Genomic DNA, 18445 nt, shown 5'->3' on the forward strand with positions numbered 1-18445 from the left:
TAACTAAACCGTGTGCAAAACCCAAACGCCCGCCAATCAAGATTAGCAGGCGTTCAGGCGTTAACGGCGCTGAACGCCAATTAAAAACGTATTCTTTGAAGCCGGTAGACTCTTATTTTTTGGCGGCGTTGCGCTGGGCGACTTCAGCGTCCAATTCGGCGATTTTCGCCTCCATCAGCTCGCGGCAATGGGCCGCCAGCTCGCGCACGTTTTCTTTGCCGTATTTGCTGGTATCCACCGGCGCCAACATCTCGACGATCACATGCCCGTTATTCCAGCGATTAAGATTTATATTACCGCTGGTGGTGGATACACAGATCGGTACAATCGGCACGCCGGCGGCGATGGCCGCGTGGAACGCGCCGGTTTTAAACGGCATCAGCCCACGGCCACGGCTGCGGGTTCCTTCCGGGAACATCCAGATAGAAATGTCTTTCTTTTTGAACTGCTCCGCCACCTGGGCGATGGTGCCGTGCGCCTTGGCGCGATTATCACGATCTATCAGCAGATTACCGGTCAGCCAATACAGCGGGCCGAAAAACGGGATCCATACCAGACTTTTTTTACCGACGGTCACGGTGCGCGGCTGCACAATATTAGAAGCCGTCACCATGTCGTAGTTATTTTGGTGGTTGGCGATATAGATGCACTTGCCGTTGTTGGCCGCATCGGCCGGCACACGGGTTTCAACCTTGATGCCGAACAGCGTCGACAGGCGGCCGAAAAGATGGCCGAAGGTCGCCACATGGCGGGGGTTGCGCGGGCTGAACAAGCAATAAATAGAACCGAAAATACACACCAGAATACAGAAGAGAGTGGCGAGAACGGCACGCAAAATCAATAACATAACAACCTCATTAGCACACTGCCAACGCAGTTTACTTCGCTGCGCAGATTCCTTTACTCATTATTTGCCGGCCGGGCGATAAGCACGCCCATGTCGCCCGCATTTCTCGCTATTTTCCTGCCAGGCGGCAGTACGCACAATAATTTTATGCGCAGAAATGTTAACTATTTGGAAAATAAACGCCAGCAAAAATAAATAAGGCGGCCACAGCATGCTGCGACCGCCCGTTAACGCTAGCGCCAACGCTTACTCTTCGCTGTCGCCACCCGACGCCCGCACCGGCGCATCCACTTCGACGCGATCGATGCGCTGCAGGCCACGCGGCAGCTGGGTACCCTTGCGGCCGCGCTCCGCGCGGAACTTCTGCAGATCTTCCGGGCGCAGCGTCAGCTTGCGTTTGCCAACGTGCAACGTGACGGACGCCTGCGGCGGCAGCACGAACAGCCAGGCCAGCTTGTCTTCACCGGCTGCGGCCTGCGCCGCCGGAATGGAGACGATCTTGTTGCCCTTGCCCTTCGACAGCTGCGGCAGATCGGCGACCGGGAACATCAGCATGCGCCCGGCGGCGGTGATCGACAGCAGCATATCGTCTGCGCCGTGAATTTCCATCGGCGGCAGCGCTCTGGCGTTGTCCGGCAGCGTGATCATCACCTTGCCGGCGCGGTTGCGCGCCACCAGATCGTTGAAGGTACAGACGAAGCCGTAACCGGCGTCGGAAGCCATCAGCAGCTTCTGGTCGTCGGCCGCCATCAGCACCTGCTCAATGGTGGCGCCCGGCGGCGGTGTCAGCTTGCCGGTCAACGGCTCGCCCTGCCCGCGTGCCGACGGCAGCGTCATCGGATCGAGCGCATAGCTGCGCCCGGTAGAATCGATGAACACCACCGGCTGGTTGCTCTTGCCGCGTGCCGCACCACGGAAACTGTCGCCGGCCTTGTAGCTCAACCCGGCAGGATCGATATCGTGGCCCTTGGCGCTGCGCACCCAGCCCATTTCCGACAGCACAATGGTCACCGGCTCGGACGGCACGAAGTCATGCTCGCTCATCGCCTTGGCTTCCGCACGCTCGGTCAGCGGTGAACGGCGATCGTCGCCATAGGTTTGCGCATCGGCCTGGATCTCTTTCTTGATCAGCGTATTCAGCTTGCGCTCGGACGCCAGCAGCGCCTGCAGCTGATCGCGCTCTTTCGCCAACTCATCCTGCTCACCGCGGATCTTGACCTCTTCCAGTTTGGCCAGGTGACGCAGTTTCAGCTCGAGGATCGCTTCCGCCTGGGTATCGGAGATGCCGAAACGCTGCATCAGCACCGGCTTCGGCTCATCCTCGCTGCGGATGATGTGGATCACCTCGTCGATGTTGAGGAACGCCACCAGCAAACCTTCGAGGATATGCAGACGCTTGAGCACTTTCTCGAGGCGGTAGTTCAGGCGGCGGCGCACCGTATCGCGACGGTAGGCCAGCCATTCGGTGAGGATCTCCACCAGCCCTTTCACCTGCGGGCGGTTGTCCAGACCGATCATGTTCATGTTGATGCGGTAGCTGCGTTCCAGATCGGTGGTGGCGAACAGGTGATTCATCACCTGCTCCAGATCGATGCGGTTGGAACGCGGCACGATCACCAGACGCGTCGGGTTTTCGTGGTCGGATTCATCGCGCAGATCCTCGACCATCGGCAGCTTCTTGGCGCGCATCTGGCTGGCGATCTGCTCCAGCACCTTGGCGCCGGAAACCTGATGCGGCAAGGCGGTGATCACCGCGCTGCCATCCTCTTTCTTCCACACGGCGCGCATGCGCACCGAGCCGCGGCCACTCTGGTAAATTTTGCGAATCTCATCGCGCGGAGTGATGATCTCGGCTTCGGTCGGGAAGTCCGGCCCCTGCACGAACTCGAGCAGATCATCGAGCGAGGCGCCCGGTTTGTCGAGCAGCGCCACCGCCGCGGCGGCGACTTCACGCACGTTGTGCGGCGGAATGTCGGTCGCCATGCCGACCGCGATGCCGGTGGTGCCGTTCAGCAGGATGTTTGGCAGACGCGCCGGCAGCATCTTCGGCTCTTGCAGCGTGCCGTCAAAGTTCGGGATCCAGTCGACCGTGCCCTGGCCCAGTTCGGCCAGCAAGACTTCGGCGTATTTGGACAGGCGCGATTCGGTATAGCGCATCGCCGCGAACGACTTGGGATCGTCCGGCGCGCCCCAGTTCCCCTGGCCGTCCACCAGCGGATAGCGATACGAGAACGGCTGCGCCATCAGCACCATGGCTTCATAACACGCGCTGTCGCCGTGCGGGTGGTATTTACCCAGCACGTCGCCCACGGTACGGGCGGATTTCTTGAATTTGGCGCTGTTGTTCAGCCCCAGCTCAGACATGGCGTAGATGATACGGCGTTGTACCGGCTTCAAACCGTCGCCAATGTACGGCAACGCCCGATCCATGATGACGTACATGGAATAGTTCAGATAGGCGTTTTCAGTGAATGTGTGCAGCGGTAAACGCTCTACACCGTCATGAGTCAGATCACTCATTACTCAATTATCCTCAGACCGTGGCTTGGCAATCCCTTGGACGACAAAAGGCATCGCTTGTCGATTCTGCCCGCGATAGTAACCCATCTGCGGGGTAGCTGTCACAGTTGGCGCAAGGATCGCCGGCGACGGCCAATTCCGCGATGCGGTTTATGCAAAATTTCGCTACCTGGCGGCTTCTTTATTGACTGGCAGTCAACACTGTTGTGCGCCGGATCGCATTTTTACTTGCCTGACTAACGATTACACTCGTCACCAGCGAAATGGTTTCCGCCTTTTCGGCGGGAAGCATGCCATATCTTAACTCTGACGGGAGCCGCGAAAGATGAGCAATATCCTGATTATCAACGCTAAAAAACAATTCGGCCATTCCAGCGGCGAACTCAACCAAACCCTGAGCGACGTGGCGGAAAGCTTCCTGCGCGATCTGCAGCACGATGTGCAGGTCACCGTGGTCGACGACGGCTATGACATCGAAGCCGAAGTACAGAAATACCTGTGGGCCGACGCGGTCATCTATCAGATGCCGGGCTGGTGGATGGGCGAACCCTGGATCCTGAAAAAATACATCGATGAAGTGTTCACCGCCGGCCACGGTAGCCTGTATGCCAACGACGGCCGCTCTCGTTCTGACGAAAGCAAAAAATATGGCTCCGGCGGCCTGATCCAGGGCAAAAAATACCTGCTGAGCCTGACCTGGAACGCCCCGCTGGAGGCCTTCACCGATCCCGATCAGTTCTTCCACGGCGTCGGCGTCGACGGCGTTTACCTGCACTTCCACAAGGCCAACCAGTTCCTGGGGATGGAAGCGCTGCCGACCTTCATCTGCAACAATGTGATCAAAGAGCCGAATATCGCGGACGACATCACGCGTTATCGCGAGCATCTGGCGAAAATTTTTGCTTAACTGACGCAGAACATTCTCATCAACGAGGTAAGCATGATCACCGTAATCGCAGAAATCAAAGTGAAACCCGGCCACCGCGCCACCGTACTGCAAGCCATTGAAAAGCTGGTGCCACTGGTGCTGGCGGAAGACGGCTGCGGCGAATACACGCCGATGGTCGACAGCAATACCCAGGCGCCGTGGCAGAAGCGGTCGCCGGATTCGGTGTTCATGCTGGAGAAATGGGAAAGCATGGCGCATCTGGAAAAACACCTGGCCATTGAACATATGCTCAAACACCGCGACACCCTCAAAGACAGCGTGCTGGACACCGAGATCTACATCCTGGAAAACGCCCTGTAAGCCCCGCCTTATAACGTCTGCGCGTCGATGTGCGCGCTGACGTAGTCAAGAAAACAGGTGATGCGCGCCGCCAATTGCGTATTGCGGTAATACACCGCATTGATTGGCTGGCGCACGTCCAGCGTCTCCTGCTCCAGCAACGTCACCAACTTGCCCGCTTCCCGATCGCGTCGGGTCATAAAGTCTGCCAGCTGTACGATCCCCTCGCCCCGCAGCGCCAATTGCCGCAGCGTTTCACCGCTGGACGCCGAGATCGTCGGCGTGATGGTGAAATGCGGCGCCTGGCGATAGCGCAACGGCCACTGGTTCAGCGATTCCGGCTGGGTAAAACCAAGCAGACAATGCCGGTGCAACGCCTCCACGCTCTGCGGCGTGCCGTGCTGCTGCAGATAAGCCGGGCTGGCGAGGATGCGCAACCGGCTGGCGCCCAGCGCGCGCGCATGAATGGTCGAATCACGCAACGCACCGATGCGAATGGCAATATCCGTGCGTTTTTCCAGTAGATCGATAACCAGGTTGTCAGTATTCAGCTCGAGCGAAATTTGCGGATAACGTTCCCTGAACCCCGCTACCAGCGGCACGATGACGTGCTCCATAAAAGGCGCAGCCGCGTTTATCCGCAACCGCCCGGCCGGCATCTGCCGGCGCACCGCCATTTGTTCTTCGGCATTTTCCACCGAGTTGATGATCGTACGCGCATGGCTCAGGAAGCTTTCCCCCTCTTCGGTCAGCTCCAGGCGACGCGTAGTGCGGCGCATCAGGGTGGTATCGAGTTTGTTCTCCAGGCGGCTGAGCGCGCGGCTGATGCCGGATGTCGTCTGGCCGAGCCGATCGGCAGCGGAGGTGATGGAACCGCTGTCGACCACCGAGGTGAACGCCAGCAATTCTTCGAGCGTGATCTTCATGCATTTCGGCCCAGGTTATCGGGCGCCGCATGAACGCCCTGCGGGAAAGCAGGCCCGGCGTTCACCGGGCCAGGGTCAGGCTCAGACCGCCAATTCGGCCATGTCGCCCTTGTCTTGCAGCCAGTTACGGCGATCTTCCGAACGCTTCTTGGCCAACAGCATGTCCATCACCGCCAGCGTCTGATCGACATCATCTTCCGCTACCGTCAGTTGCACCAGCCGGCGGGTATTCGGATCGAGGGTGGTTTCGCGCAGCTGCAGCGGGTTCATCTCACCCAGCCCTTTAAAGCGCTGGACGTTCGGCTTGCCCTTCTTGCGCTTCAGCTGTTCCAGCACGCCGGCCTTCTCTTCTTCATCCAGCGCGTAGAACACTTCTTTACCGAGATCGATGCGGTACAGCGGCGGCATGGCGACATAAACGTGGCCGCCTTTCACCAGCGAACGGAAGTGGCGCACGAACAGCGCGCACAGCAGCGTGGCGATGTGCAGGCCGTCGGAGTCCGCATCCGCCAGGATGCAGATTTTGCCGTAGCGCAGCTGGCTGAGATCTTCGCTGTCCGGATCGATGCCGATCGCCACGGAAATGTCGTGCACTTCCTGCGAGGCCAGCACTTCGTCCGAGGACACTTCCCAGGTATTCAGGATCTTGCCCTTCAGCGGCATGATCGCCTGATATTCGCGATCGCGCGCCTGCTTGGCCGATCCGCCCGCCGAGTCCCCTTCCACCAGGAACAGTTCGGTCATGGCCAGATCCTGCGAGGTGCAGTCCGCCAGCTTGCCCGGCAGCGCCGGCCCGCTGGTCAGCTTCTTGCGCACCACTTTCTTGGCCGCGCGCAGGCGGCGCTGGGCGCTGGAAATCGCCAGCTCGGCCAGCTGTTCCGCCGCCTGAACGTTCTGGTTCAGCCACAGGCTGAAGGCGTCTTTCACCACGCCGGAAACGAAGGCCGCACACTGACGCGAAGAGAGACGTTCTTTGGTCTGCCCGGCGAACTGCGGATCCTGCATCTTCACCGACAACACGTAGGCGCAGCGATCCCAGATATCCTCCGCCGACAGCTTCACGCCGCGCGGCAGGATGTTGCGGAATTCGCAGAACTCGCGCATCGCGTCCAGCAGCCCCTGACGCAGGCCGTTGACGTGGGTGCCGCCCTGCATGGTTGGGATCAGGTTGACGTAGCTTTCGGTCAGCAGCTCGCCGCCTTCCGGCAGCCACAGCAGCGCCCAGTCCACCGCTTCGGTATCACCGGCGAAATTGCCGACGAACGGCGCTTCCGGCAGGGTGATCAGGCCGTTAACCGCTTCCATCAGGTAGTCGGTCAGGCCGTCCTGGTAGCACCAGCGCTGCTCGGTGTTGTTCACCTTGTCGATGAAATAGATCTCGACGCCGGGGCACAGCACCGCTTTGGCTTTCAGCAGGTGAGTGAGGCGCGATACCGAGAAACGCGGGCTGTCGAAGAACTGTTCGTCCGGCCAGAAGTGCACGCTGGTGCCGGTGTTGCGTTTGCCGCAGGTGCCAGTCACCGTCAGGTCTTGCACTTTGTCACCGTTTTCGAAGGCGATGCCGTAGACGTTGCCGTCGCGGCGCACGTTGACTTCCACCCGCTTCGACAGGGCGTTGACCACCGAGATCCCAACGCCGTGCAGGCCGCCGGAGAACTGGTAGTTTTTATTCGAGAATTTACCGCCGGCGTGCAGCCGGCACAGGATCAACTCAACCGCCGGCACGCCCTCTTCCGGGTGGATGTCCACCGGCATGCCGCGGCCGTCGTCGATCACTTCCAGCGACTGATCGGCGTGCAGGATCACGTCGATACGCTTGGCGTGACCAGCCAACGCTTCGTCGACGCTGTTATCGATCACCTCTTGGCCGAGGTGGTTTGGGCGCGTCGTGTCGGTATACATGCCGGGACGACGGCGCACTGGTTCTAGACCGCTGAGTACTTCAATGGCATCAGCGTTATAGCTGGATTGAGTCATCGTTGATTATTTTTTCGTGGTTAAAGGGAGGTGCCGGAACGGTCCGTCAGACCGCGTTTAGCCCTAAAAAATCCACAATCTGGGGGAAGTAGTGCTCGAAACCGACGAAGGCGTGGTTTCCACCCGACTCCACCGTTTGCCGACACGCGGTGTAATACGCCACTGCCTGGCCGTAATCGAGAATTTCATCGCCCGTTTGCTGCAGCAGCCAGATTAAATCCGGCGACTCCAAGGGATCGATCTGCATCACTTTCAGATCGTAAACGTGCCGAGACTCTAACACATATTGCTGGCCGGTGTAGGGGTTCTCGTTGGCGCCGAGATAGTCCACCAGCAGCTCAAACGGCTTGACCGCCGGGTTGACCACCACCGCCGGCAGGGAAAAACACTGCGACAGCCAGGTGGCATAATAGCCGCCCAGCGATGAGCCGACCAGCCCGAGCGTTTGCCCGGCGCGTTCCAGCACCATATTTTCCAGCATCTCGGCGGCCTCCGCCGGAAAGGCCGGCAGCTGCGGCACCAGCATCTCGATGTCGGGATGGTGCTCGGCCAGCCAGGCCTTGAAGGCCACCGCCTTGGCCGACTGCGGCGAACTATTGAAACCGTGCAGGTAGAGCAGCGTCGAAGGCATCAGTATCCATCCGAGTCCATATCGGGGCGGAAATCGTCGTTTTCCAGGCGGAACACCTGCGTCTCGACGCGGCCGTCCGGCAACAGATCGAGGTAACGCCAGCCGGGGGAGACGTCGTCGATGGTAAAGTTAGTGCAGTGCGGCTTGAATTGCACGCAGGTGGACGGCGTCGCCAACAGGCGCCGGCCCTGCCATTCCAGATCCAGATCCTGATGAATGTGCCCGCACACTACGGTATTCACTTTCGGATAACGCAGCAGGATCGCGCCCAGCATATGCGGGTTGCGCAGGCTGTGCTGATCGAGCCAGGTGCAACCGGACGGCAGCGGATGATGGTGCAGCAGCAACAGCGTATAGCGCTCGGGGTGGGCCTGCAGGCAGCGCTCCATCCACTCGAGCTGATACTCGCTCAATTCGCCGTGCGGCACGCCGAACACCTGGCTGTCCAGCATCAGCACCTGCCAGTCGTCGCCCAGCAACACCTGTTTGGAAGGGGCAATACCGGCGGCGGCCAACGCGTCGACCATCGCCGGTTGGAAATCGTGGTTACCCGGCAGCCACACGCAGGGGGCCGGCAATTGCGCGATGCCGGCGGCGAAGTGGCGGTACGCCTCTTGCGAATGATCCTGCGCCAAATCTCCCGTGGCGACGATCAAATCAACGTCGCGGCGCTGCGCCTGGATGGCGTCCAGCACCGCGTGATAGCTGCGATAGGTATTGATGCCGAGCAACGTCTCGTGTTCGCCGGCAAAAAGGTGGGTATCTGTTATTTGTAGAATCCTGACCGCGGCCCCACTCGCCACGGGCAGTTTAAACAGGCTTTCCAAATGGTGTCCTTTGTTATTTCAGTCTGTCTAACAAACCGGAACCGCCATCGCTCCATGCGCCAAACAGTAGCGCAGCCAATCAGCAAGAAACTGGTTAATTTGATGCTTTTCGTCGCGTTGATGCAACTTTTTATTAGGATAATCATAACGCGCTTTAAAGCGGTAGATCTGCTGACTGGAACACACTTCCGCAACCATGGCGTCATGGTACAACCGCACCGTCATCGCGGGCAGGCTCTAGTAGCTGACCGCCGGAAAGATCTGCTCGATCTCCACCAGCGACGTGTAACGCGTGGACTCAACGATGGTCAAACGATAGCCGGCGCCGTTCACCTGATAAGTCACCGTTTCGCCCGCTTCGTCGTTGCGCGGCAGCAAGCGGCGCAATTGCGCGAAGTTGGTTTCGCACAATCTCATCATTTCGGGGAAATCAGGGGTATAGCGCTGTTTCATTAGTTGGCCCACTCTTTTCTCAACGATTCATGGTGCAACGCCAGCCATTGCAATGCAATCACTGATGCGGCGTTATCGATCGCGCCCTCCTCTACCCAGCGGTAAGCCTGCTCGCGGCTGACCACGTGGACGCGGATATCTTCATGCTCTTCCGCCAGACCGTGGATGCCCTCGGCGGTGCGGGCGTCCACTTCGCCGACCATGATCGACAAACGTTCGCTGGTACCGCCGGGGCTGGCCAGGTAGCTCAGCACCGGCTTACAGCGCCCGACCACCACGCCGGCCTCTTCCTGCGCTTCGCGGCGGCACACGTCTTCGACGCTTTCGCCGGTTTCGATCATACCCGCCACCATTTCCAGCAGCCAGGGCGAATTACGGGTATCGACCGCGGCGATGCGCAGTTGTTCAATCAGCACCACTTCATCGCGCACCGGATCATAGGGCAGCAGCACCGCCGCATGGCCGCGCTCGAAAATTTCACGCGTGATTTCAGGGCTCATTTCGCCATTGAACAACCGATGGCGAAACCGGTATAAATTGAGTGAAAAAAAACCACGGTACAGCGTCTCGCGTGCAATAATTTCTACATCTTTTTTATCGAAAGTAACGGGCGATGGCTGCGAACGGTTCATGCGCGAATTCTCCTGCTTGAGTATGCCGATAAAATAAACGGTTTTGATGACAGAAACAGCGGGACTCTCCGCCGCGGCTTTATGTTAGGCTGTTTCTCGCCGCCGGATGCGGCACGTTTGTGCGCTCGCAGGTAATAGCGGGAAACAATCCGGATTGTCAGCCATAATATCAGCTGCAGTCGACCGGGGCAGTACGCCAAGGTAAATGGGCGGTCTGAAAGGTAAAAGTTACGTGAGATGGCACATTCAGCCACCTGATGCGTACCGCAGACTCTGCTAGAATCGGCAACTATTTCGTCTATCGTCAGCGCTAACATAGCAATATTGCTGCACAACAAGGAATGCAAATGAAGAAACTGCTCCCCCTTCTTATCGGACTGAGCCTGGGCGGCTTCAGTGCAATGAGCCAGGCAGAGAACCTGCTGCAGGTCTACAAACAGGCCAGGGAAAGTAACCCGGATCTGCGCAAAAGTGCTGCTGACCGCGACGCCGCATTCGAAAAGATCAATGAAGCGCGCAGCCCGCTGTTGCCGCAGCTCGGTTTAACCGCAGGTTACGATTACACCAACGGTTATCGTGACAGCAATGGCGTTAACAGCAACGTGACCAGCGGTTCGCTGGCATTGACGCAAACCCTCTTCGACATGTCGAAATGGCGCCAGCTAACGCTGCAGGAAAAGACCGCCGGCATCTCTGACGTCACCTTCCAGACCGCAGAGCAGTCGCTGATTCTCAACACCGCCACCGCTTACTTCAACGTGCTGAAAGCGATCGACACGCTGTCCTATACCCAGGCGCAGAAAGACGCGGTCTACCGCACGCTGGATCAAACCACCCAACGCTTCAACGTGGGCCTGGTGGCGATCACCGATGTGCAGAATGCCCGTTCGAACTATGACACCGTGCTGGCGGCCGAAGTCTCCGCCCGCAACGATCTGGATAACGCGCTGGAAACGCTGCGCCAGGTGACCGGGGCCTTCTACCCGGAGCTGGCCTCGTTGAATACCGATCGCTTCAGTACCCAGCGCCCGGAAGCGGTGAACAACCTGCTGAAAGAAGCGGAAGCGCGCAACCTGAGCCTGCTGTCCGCCCGTCTGAGCCAGGATCTGGCGCGTGAGCAAATCCGTGCAGCCCAAACTGGCTATATGCCGACGATTGACGTCAGCGCGTCGACCGGCATCAGCAATACCAAATACAACGGCTCCAACACCGGCGGCGCGAATGCAGCACGCTACAGCGACTCCGATGCGGGCCAAAATAAGGTCGGCATCAGCTTCAACCTGCCGCTATACAGCGGCGGCGCGACCAATTCGCAGGTGAAACAAGCGCAGTACGGCTTCGTCGGCGCCAGCGAGCAGTTGGAAAGCTCACACCGCAGCGTGGTGCAGACCGTGCGTTCGTCGTTCAACAACGTTAACGCTTCGATCAGCAGCATCAACGCCTACAAACAGGCGGTGATCTCCGCGCAAAGCTCCCTGGACGCGATGGAAGCCGGTTATCAGGTCGGTACCCGCACCATCGTCGACGTGCTGGACGCCACCACCACCCTGTATAACGCCAAACGTCAGCTGTCCGACGCGCGTTATACCTATCTGATCAACCAACTGAACATCAAGTCGGCGCTCGGCACGCTGAACCAGAACGATCTGCTGCTGTTGAACGGCGCGTTGGGCAAACCGGTATCGACCGCGCCTGACGCCGTCGCGCCGCAGAATCGCGCGCAGGACGCCTATGCGGACGGCTATCAGGACAATGCGCCGATGCAACAAACTGCGGCGCCGGCACCGGCGGCCACTCGCGCATCCGCGCCGGCCGTTACCACCAGCCAACCGGCTCGCCACAGCGGCAACCCATTCCGCAACTGATGCGCGCACGCTGACAAACACGGGGTCCGGCCTGCGCCGCGCCCCGTTTTTTTTTGCCCCGATTTCCCCGCTTCTGCCCACCGCCTCACAGCCGCCGCTACACCAGGTGGTATCATCTTCACTCTCGTTTTCGCAGTCTGGATGAGGTTCGATGGACAACGATTCACGCTGGCAGCGGCTGATTAACGACGGTGAACTGCCGCCGCCGCTGCGCCCGACACAAGCCGTTTACGCCTCCTGGCTACGCTGCCGCAGCCTGATGCAGCCAGACGTTTGGCAGGCACCGCACCGCGCTCAGGGCGCCACCTTCGAATCGATTTGCCGCCGCAAGAACGATCTGCTGACGCTTGGCCAGGCGGCGCTGGAAGACGCCTGCGAATACATGGAGCCGCGACGTTGTCTGTTGCTGATCCTCGACGAGAGCGGCTGCACGCTGTGGCATTGCGGCGACGCCCAAACCTGGGAACATCTGCAGCAACTGGGATTCGCCCCCGGCGCTTACTGGGCCGAAGGACAGATCGGCACCAATGCCCCGGCGCTGGCGGCGGCGGAAGGCCACCCGGTGCGGGTGAGCGGTGAAGAGCATGTGCGCCAGGCGCTGCACGGCTGGTCGTTCTGCGCCACGCCGGTCTACGACAACAGCGGCCGCCAGCGCGGCTCGATCGCGCTGGGTTGCCTGCTGCCCGATTGCGCCGCCGGCGATCTGTCGCTGACGCTGGCCATCGCCCGCGAAATCGGCAACTCGCTGAACGCCGACGGCCTGCTGGCGGAATCCAACCGCCATCTGAATCAGCTTTACGGCCTGCTGGACGGCGTGGACGACGGCGTCATGGCCTGGGATCACCGCGGCTACCTGCAATACATCAACCAGCGCGCCGCCGGCCTGTTGAAGCTGGACGAACAGCAGAGCCAGGGCAAGCCGCTGACGCAACTGTTGACGCTGCCCGCGCTGCTCAAGCGCGCCATCGCCGATCGCCAACCGCTGCAACACGTCGAAGTCACCTTCGAAAGTCAGCGACAATTTATCGCCGCATTGCTGACGCTCAAGCCGATTTTCGACGGCGATCGCTGCAGTTTCATCGCCCTGCTGCACCCGCTCGAACGGCTGCGCCAGTATGTCAGCAGCCAGCTGGGGCGCGTCAGCCACAGCTTCGAACAGATGCCCTCCACTTCGCTGGAAATGCGGCGACTGATCCGTTACGGGCAGCAGGCGGCCAAAGGCCAGCATCCGATCCTGTTGCGCGGGGAAGAAGGCGTTGGCAAAGAGCTGCTCAGCCAGGCTATCCACAACGCCGGCGAACGCGCCGCCGGGCCGTATATCGCCCTCAACTGCCAGCTGCTGACGCAGGCGCAGGGGCTGCGTGAGCTGCTGGGCAACGACGCCAGCGAAGAAGAGGCGGGCCAGCTCAGTAAATTCGAATTGGCCAACGGCGGCACGCTGTACCTCGAACAGATCGAATACCTGCCGGCGGAGATGCAGTCGGCGCTACTGCAGGTGTTGAAAACCGGCGTGGTGATCCGCCTCAATTCCAGCCGGGTGATCCCGGTCGATGTGCGTGTGATCGCCGGCAGCGCCGCCGATCTGCCGCTGCTGGTGCAGCAAAACCGTTTCCGCCGCCAGCTATTTTACAGCCTGCAGGCGTTCGAAATCCTGATCCCGCCGCTGCGCCAGCGGCTGAGCGATATTCCGCTGCTGGTCAAACACCATTTGCGCACGCTGGAGCTGCATTTTCAGTGTCGCTTCCGGGTCGATGACGAGGTGATGACCCAGTTGGCGCTTTATCTGTGGCCGGGCAACGATTTGGAACTGAAAGGGGTGGTGGAGCGCGCGGCAATGATTTGCCACGGTCACCACATCCAGTTGGCGGATCTGCCGGCGCACCTGCTCGGCCAGCCGTCGCTGCTGGAAAGCGATCCGCAGCCCGGCGCACCGCTGTTGACGCTGACGGACATGGAACGCCAGGCGATCCTGCGCGCGGCGACCGTCAGCCGTGGCCAGGTGACGGAGATGGCGCAGCTGCTGGGCATCGGCCGCACCACGCTGTGGCGGAAGATCAAACAGCACGGGATCGACATCCGCCAGTTCAAGCTGCGTGCCTAGTGGCTGAGCTGCAATACCCCGCGCGCGGCGTCCAGCATCGCCTTCTGCCCGCTGCGGGTTTTGCTCAGGCAATCCTGCATGCCGACCACCATCGGAATGCCCATCGCCTTCGCCAGAATGGCGCTGTGCGACAGGGCATTGCCGCCGCTCAGGCAGATGCCGAGCACCAGCCGCCTGTCGAGCATCACCACCTCCGAGGGCATCAGCTCGTCCATCACCAAGATTGACGGTTCTGCGAGCGCCATGGCCGGCAGCGGCAGCCCCTGCAGATGGCACAGCGTGCGGCGCAGCATGTCGCGCACGTCCAATTCGCGCGCCCGCATGTAGTCGTCATCCAGCTCACGGTACTCTTCGGCGATCGCCCCCAGCACCTGCCGCCAGGCCTGCTCGGCGCAGCACAGCTGCTGCGCGATGCGGGTGTAAGCCGCCTGCTGCAGATCCGGATCGTCCAGCAGCATGCTGTGGGCGCCGAAGATCGCCGCCTGCGGCTTGCCGATCAGCGTACCGGTACGCTCCGCCAGCCGGTTCAGATCGCTCAGCGTGTGCTGTAGCGCCTCCCGCAGGCGTTGCTGTTCGCCCAACACCTCGTCCGCACCAATCCGTCGATCGACGGTTGGCGGCCAGAGGCTGTGGGCCTGGAACACGGGTCCGCTGGTGACGCTTTCCGCCACCGGGATACCGTGCAGCGAAGGCTGCTGCCGCTCGGAGACCGTCTCGCCGAAATGTTGTTCCGCCAGCGCTTTGAACGCCGCCAGCGCCTCGTCCGCCTGCGCACCGTCGGCAATCAGGCGAACGGTGTCGCCGTGACGAACCTGCAGCAGCGCCAGCTGATTGAGGCTGCGCGGATCGACGCACTGCCCCTGCTTCTCCAGCACCAGCTCGGCCTTGAACGGCGCCAGCGTTTCGACCAGCCGCGCCGCCGGGCGCGCATGCAGCCCGTGCGGGTTCTGCACCGTCCAGGTTACGCTTTTGCCCTGCGCCAGCGGCAAGGCCACGATTTTCGCCGTCGGTGAAGCCTCACCCAGCTGTGCCTGCTTGGCCTGCAGCGCCCCCTGCGCCTCCGCCACCACCTGTTCCAGCGAAGCACCGGAGTTGGCGGCCACCACCGCCGCCAAGGTGCCTTCAACCAGCGGCGCCGCGCACAGCCGCACTTTGGCGGCCAGGTCCGGGTCCAGCAGATCGAGCGCGGTTTCGGCACTGAGCAGCGCGCTGCCCAGATCCATCAGCACCAGAACGCCGTCGCCGCCGGCGACCGCTTCGATCGCCTCCATCACTTTGACCGCGTCGGTACCGATCGGGTGCTGCTCGTCATCCACGCCCGCCGCCAGCGCCAATTTGCAGCCGTCACCGCGCATCATCTGCCGCGCCAACTGTTCAACGCCGCGCGCCAGCAACGCGCTGTGCGAAACCACCACGATATTAATCATCTCGCCTCCTGCTAACTGCCGGCGACCTCGGCCAGCGTTTTCATCATCAACATCACCGAAGTGGCGCCGGGATCCTGGTGGCCGATGCTACGCTCGCCCAGGTAACTGGCCCGCCCTTTACGCGCCTGCATGGTAATGGTGCTCTCCACCGCCCGCTCGGCGCTGTCGGCGGCGCGCTGCAGCGCCTCCGCCACGCTCAGGTTCTGCTGCGCGGACTGGCCGAGGCTTTCCACCACCGGCCACCAGACGTCGCACATGGTCTTGTCGCCCGGCTCCGCCTTACCGCGCATCACCACGCCTTCCACCCCTTCCTGCATCACCTGATGCAGCTCCACCAGATCCAGGCTTTGCTTGGCGTTCGCCGCCTGCGCCGCGCGGATGAAGAAGGTGCCGAACAGCGGACCGCTGGCGCCGCCCACGCTCGACAGCAGCGTCATACCGGTGTTTTTCAGGATAAAGCCGATATCCTTGTCCGCCACCGACGGCAGCTTTTCTACCACCTTATTGAAACCGCGATTCATGTTCAGACCGTGGTCGGCATCGCCGATCTCGGTGTCCAGTTGGGTGAGAAAATCGCGCTCCCGGCTGAATACTTCGCCGCAACGCATCAGCCAATCGACGACCTGTTGTTTGGTCAACGCCATAATTCCTCCTCAGCAACCCCAACGCAGCGCAGGCGTTTTCACCGGCGCATCCCACAAGGACAACAGCTCGTCGTCCACGTTCAACAACGTGATGGACACGCCCTGCATATCAAGCGAGGTGCAATAAGAACCCACCAGGTTGCGTTCGATAATGATGCCCGCCTCGGCGCAACGCTCCGCCAATCGATGGTAGACGCCATACAGCTCGGACAGCGGCGTGGCACCCAGGTTATTGACCAACGCGATCACCCGATCGCCGCGCGTCAGCGGCTGCTTGGTCTGCATCTCGTCGCGCCACTCGCCCTGCTGACGATCCCAGACGCGGATCGTGCGCTGATAGTGGCCGTGGTCGATCAACGTATGGAACATGTCGTCCACCGCCGCGTTGAGCGTGGTGAACGTGCGGCGCGCAATGCCCGGCTCGCCGTGAATGCCGACGCCGAACTCCATCTCGTTCTCCGCCAGGGTGAACGACGGTTTGCCGGCGGCGGGGACGGTACAGGCACCCAGCGCAATGCCGATCGAATGCCCGTGGTTGTTGATGCGATGCCCCAGCGTCACCACGCTGTCCAGATCGTCGCCGCGCGCCGCGGCGGCGCCCAGCAGTTTCTCCATCAGCACGGTATTGGCCACCCCACGCCGCCCGGCGGTAAACAGGCTGTCCTTGACCGCCACGTCGTCATCCACCAGCACCGTCGCCACCGCGACGCCGCTGTCGTGCAGCAGCTCGGTGGCGGTTTCGAAGTTGAGCACGTCTCCGGTGTAGTTCTTAATCAGCAGCAACACGCCGGCGCCACCGTCGATCGCCTGACCGCACTCGTACATTTTATCCGGCGTCGGCGAGGTGAAAATCTCGCCCGGACAGGCGCCGTCGAGCATCCCTTCGCCGACGAAACCGCAGTGCATCGGCTCGTGGCCGCTACCGCCGCCGGACAGGATCGCCACCTTGCCCGCCACCGGCGCGTCGGCGCGGGTCACGAACACCGGATCCGCGTGCACCAGCAACTCGGGATGGGCCTCCGCCAGCCCCTGCAACTGCTCTTCCAACACCGACTCGACCTGATTAATCAGTTTTTTCACGATGATTTCCTCTGTAAGCCCAGGGGCGCGGCGCACCGCGCCCCAACGGTATCAATGACGCTGCAGCCAGGCGGTGCCCAGCCTGTCCGCCGTCAGGATCGCCGCCTGCACGCCCGTAGGGGTGACCTTGAACGGCATGTTGTGAATGGTTTCGCCGGCGGCGCAACTGGCCTCGGCCACCGCCATCATCTTCGCCGTCGCGTCGCCGGTGACGCCCATCTGCGCCAGCGTGATCGGCAGGCCGATGTCATGGCAAAACGCCAACACGGTTTCAATCTGCGCCATCGGGCTGTTCTGCAATACCAGCTGCGCCAAGGTGCCGAACGCCACTTTTTCGCCGTGATACAGGTGGTGGCACTCTTCCAGCACGGTGAAACCGTTGTGAATGGCGTGCGCCGCCGCCAGCCCGCTACTCTCGAAGCCGATGCCGCTCAAATACGTATTGGCCTCAATAATGCGCTCCACCGCTTCCGTTACCACGCCGGCCTCGACCGCCAGCTTGGCCTTCACCCCTTCGGCCAGCAGCGTGTCATAGCACAGCCGCGCCAGACTGAGCGCCGCCAGCGTCGATTTGCCGCCGGCCATGCTGGTGGCCTGAGCGTCGAAGCAGGCCTGCGCCTCGAAATAGGTGGAAAGCGCGTCGCCCATGCCGGCGACCAACAGGCGCACCGGCGCGTTGGCGATGATGGAACTGTCCATCACCACCATATCTGGGTTGCGCGGGTAGATCAGGTATTCGGCGAATTCGCCCTGTTCGGTGTAGAGAACCGACAGCGCGCTGGTCGGCGCATCGGTGGAAGCAATGGTGGGAATGAGCACCACCGGCAGCTGTTGGTAGTGGGCGACGGCCTTGGCGGTGTCGAGCGTCTTACCACCGCCGACGCCGATCACTCCGCGGCAACCGTGGGCCTGCAGCTCGCGGCCGAGCCGGTCTATCTCTTTGCGGCAGCACTCGCCGTTGAAGCGGGCCGCGTGATGTTTCACGCCGTGCTGCTGCAAGCTGCCCATCAGGGTGTCGCCCGCCAGCTGCATCACGAAGTCGTCGGCGATCACCAGGTAATGATCGGCGAGGGATTTGGCGTATTCGCCGACGACGGCTAGCGCATTGGCGCCCTGAATGTATTTACCTGGTGACTGGATGATTCTCAACATAACCGGATCCTTGTAGGGAGTTGGCGATGGTAACGTTCAGATATCAGGTGATGACGCGCCGACTTCGCCGTCGGCTTGTTGTTGTGCTTCGACTATGAGCGCCTGCCATCCGCCTGGCGAGCTTCGCGATTTTTG

The 18445-nt window shown here is 61.1% G+C and carries 15 protein-coding genes and 1 pseudogene; 4 read left to right on the forward strand and 12 right to left on the reverse strand.

The genetic code is table 11. From position 1 onward, the window contains the following. Positions 1-112: 112 nt before the first annotated feature. Together ACJ8J5_RS14075 and parC are read right to left on the reverse strand one after the other, a co-directional pair. Positions 113-847, reverse strand: coding sequence for a 1-acylglycerol-3-phosphate O-acyltransferase (locus ACJ8J5_RS14075; RefSeq protein WP_025304300.1), 735 nt, complete (start codon positions 845-847; stop codon positions 113-115). Positions 848-1093: 246 nt separating this feature from the next. Continuing rightward, positions 1094-3367 carry a DNA topoisomerase IV subunit A gene (gene parC, locus ACJ8J5_RS14080; protein ID WP_025304301.1) on the reverse strand — a complete coding sequence of 758 codons (2274 nt, stop codon included), beginning with the start codon at positions 3365-3367 and terminating at the stop codon, positions 1094-1096. A 325-nt stretch (positions 3368-3692) separates the two neighbouring features. On the opposite strand from parC, the gene ACJ8J5_RS14085 reads away from it, so the two are divergent. Together ACJ8J5_RS14085 and ACJ8J5_RS14090 are read left to right on the forward strand one after the other, a co-directional pair. Continuing rightward, complete coding sequence (locus tag ACJ8J5_RS14085; RefSeq protein WP_334273841.1) at positions 3693-4274, forward strand: NAD(P)H-dependent oxidoreductase; 582 nt, start codon at positions 3693-3695, stop codon at positions 4272-4274. Between the two features lie 33 nt (positions 4275-4307). Beyond that, entirely contained in the window at positions 4308-4616 is a 309-nt protein-coding gene (locus ACJ8J5_RS14090; protein ID WP_025304303.1) for a putative quinol monooxygenase, read from the forward strand. Between the two features lie 8 nt (positions 4617-4624). Here ACJ8J5_RS14090 and ACJ8J5_RS14095 read toward each other — a convergent pair whose 3' ends face one another. The 6 genes and pseudogenes from ACJ8J5_RS14095 to nudF all read right to left on the reverse strand — a co-directional run bounded on the left by ACJ8J5_RS14095 (position 4625) and on the right by nudF (position 10041). Beyond that, positions 4625-5521, reverse strand: a complete 897-nt coding sequence (locus tag ACJ8J5_RS14095) for a LysR substrate-binding domain-containing protein (RefSeq protein ID WP_025304304.1) — start codon at positions 5519-5521, stop codon at positions 4625-4627. A gap of 81 nt (positions 5522-5602) precedes the next feature. Next, the gene (parE, locus tag ACJ8J5_RS14100; protein ID WP_025304305.1) at positions 5603-7498 is read right to left on the reverse strand and encodes a DNA topoisomerase IV subunit B; all 1896 of its coding nucleotides are present in this window, start codon (positions 7496-7498) and stop codon (positions 5603-5605) included. Positions 7499-7544: 46 nt separating this feature from the next. Further along, on the reverse strand, positions 7545-8129 hold the full coding sequence (gene yqiA / locus ACJ8J5_RS14105; protein WP_025304306.1) for an esterase YqiA: 585 nt from the start codon (positions 8127-8129) through the stop codon (positions 7545-7547). Beyond that, positions 8129-8956 (reverse strand): 3',5'-cyclic-AMP phosphodiesterase, encoded by an 828-nt coding sequence (cpdA, locus tag ACJ8J5_RS14110; protein WP_060434581.1) that lies wholly within the window; start codon positions 8954-8956, stop codon positions 8129-8131. Before cpdA ends, yqiA begins: the two co-directional genes overlap by 1 nt. 27 nt (positions 8957-8983) lie before the next feature. Continuing rightward, a pseudogene (locus ACJ8J5_RS14115) lies at positions 8984-9409 on the reverse strand (DUF1249 family protein). Beyond that, on the reverse strand, positions 9409-10041 hold the full coding sequence (gene nudF / locus ACJ8J5_RS14120) for an ADP-ribose diphosphatase (protein WP_043142088.1): 633 nt from the start codon (positions 10039-10041) through the stop codon (positions 9409-9411). The pseudogene ACJ8J5_RS14115 and the gene nudF overlap by 1 nt, the downstream one beginning before the upstream one ends. Before the next feature lie 347 nt (positions 10042-10388). Here nudF and hasF point away from each other — a divergent pair, with 347 nt between their 5' ends. Further along, a complete protein-coding gene (gene hasF / locus ACJ8J5_RS14125) occupies positions 10389-11906 on the forward strand; it encodes a multidrug efflux transporter outer membrane subunit HasF (protein ID WP_089181357.1) in 1518 nt (505 codons plus the stop codon). A gap of 151 nt (positions 11907-12057) precedes the next feature. Beyond that, a complete protein-coding gene (gene dhaR, locus ACJ8J5_RS14130; RefSeq protein ID WP_060434582.1) occupies positions 12058-14007 on the forward strand; it encodes a dihydroxyacetone kinase operon transcriptional regulator DhaR in 1950 nt (649 codons plus the stop codon). Here the strand turns inward: dhaR and dhaM are convergent. Genes dhaM through ACJ8J5_RS14150 form a run of 4 tightly spaced genes read right to left on the reverse strand, consistent with a single transcriptional unit; the run spans position 14004 to position 18310 of the window. Further along, positions 14004-15434, reverse strand: coding sequence for a dihydroxyacetone kinase phosphoryl donor subunit DhaM (gene dhaM / locus ACJ8J5_RS14135; protein WP_334273842.1), 1431 nt, complete (start codon positions 15432-15434; stop codon positions 14004-14006). The two genes, dhaR and dhaM, sit on opposite strands and share 4 nt — an antisense overlap. 11 nt (positions 15435-15445) lie before the next feature. Continuing rightward, a complete protein-coding gene (gene dhaL / locus ACJ8J5_RS14140) occupies positions 15446-16078 on the reverse strand; it encodes a dihydroxyacetone kinase subunit DhaL (RefSeq protein ID WP_025304312.1) in 633 nt (210 codons plus the stop codon). Between the two features lie 9 nt (positions 16079-16087). Next, positions 16088-17158 (reverse strand): dihydroxyacetone kinase subunit DhaK, encoded by a 1071-nt coding sequence (gene dhaK / locus ACJ8J5_RS14145; protein WP_025304313.1) that lies wholly within the window; start codon positions 17156-17158, stop codon positions 16088-16090. A 51-nt stretch (positions 17159-17209) separates the two neighbouring features. Next, positions 17210-18310 (reverse strand): glycerol dehydrogenase, encoded by a 1101-nt coding sequence (locus tag ACJ8J5_RS14150; protein WP_334273843.1) that lies wholly within the window; start codon positions 18308-18310, stop codon positions 17210-17212. Between the last annotated feature and the right edge of the window lie 135 nt (positions 18311-18445).

The organism is Serratia sp. CY43202 (assembly GCF_052168755.1).
Taxonomy (GTDB): Bacteria; Pseudomonadota; Gammaproteobacteria; order Enterobacterales; family Enterobacteriaceae; genus Serratia; species Serratia bockelmannii.

What these genes read in the sequence shown, in the direction of transcription:
- ACJ8J5_RS14075 (WP_025304300.1), bottom strand. Translation starts at nt 847, where the DNA reads ATGTTATTGATTTTGCGTGCCGTTCTCGCCACTCTCTTCTGTATTCTG.
- parC (WP_025304301.1), bottom strand. Translation starts at nt 3,367, where the DNA reads ATGAGTGATCTGACTCATGACGGTGTAGAGCGTTTACCGCTGCACACA.
- ACJ8J5_RS14085 (WP_334273841.1), top strand. Translation starts at nt 3,693, where the DNA reads ATGAGCAATATCCTGATTATCAACGCTAAAAAACAATTCGGCCATTCC.
- ACJ8J5_RS14090 (WP_025304303.1), top strand. Translation starts at nt 4,308, where the DNA reads ATGATCACCGTAATCGCAGAAATCAAAGTGAAACCCGGCCACCGCGCC.
- ACJ8J5_RS14095 (WP_025304304.1), bottom strand. Translation starts at nt 5,521, where the DNA reads ATGAAGATCACGCTCGAAGAATTGCTGGCGTTCACCTCGGTGGTCGAC.
- parE (WP_025304305.1), bottom strand. Translation starts at nt 7,498, where the DNA reads ATGACTCAATCCAGCTATAACGCTGATGCCATTGAAGTACTCAGCGGT.
- yqiA (WP_025304306.1), bottom strand. Translation starts at nt 8,129, where the DNA reads ATGCCTTCGACGCTGCTCTACCTGCACGGTTTCAATAGTTCGCCGCAG.
- nudF (WP_043142088.1), bottom strand. Translation starts at nt 10,041, where the DNA reads ATGAACCGTTCGCAGCCATCGCCCGTTACTTTCGATAAAAAAGATGTA.
- hasF (WP_089181357.1), top strand. Translation starts at nt 10,389, where the DNA reads ATGAAGAAACTGCTCCCCCTTCTTATCGGACTGAGCCTGGGCGGCTTC.
- dhaR (WP_060434582.1), top strand. Translation starts at nt 12,058, where the DNA reads ATGGACAACGATTCACGCTGGCAGCGGCTGATTAACGACGGTGAACTG.
- dhaM (WP_334273842.1), bottom strand. Translation starts at nt 15,434, where the DNA reads ATGATTAATATCGTGGTGGTTTCGCACAGCGCGTTGCTGGCGCGCGGC.
- dhaL (WP_025304312.1), bottom strand. Translation starts at nt 16,078, where the DNA reads ATGGCGTTGACCAAACAACAGGTCGTCGATTGGCTGATGCGTTGCGGC.
- ACJ8J5_RS14150 (WP_334273843.1), bottom strand. Translation starts at nt 18,310, where the DNA reads ATGTTGAGAATCATCCAGTCACCAGGTAAATACATTCAGGGCGCCAAT.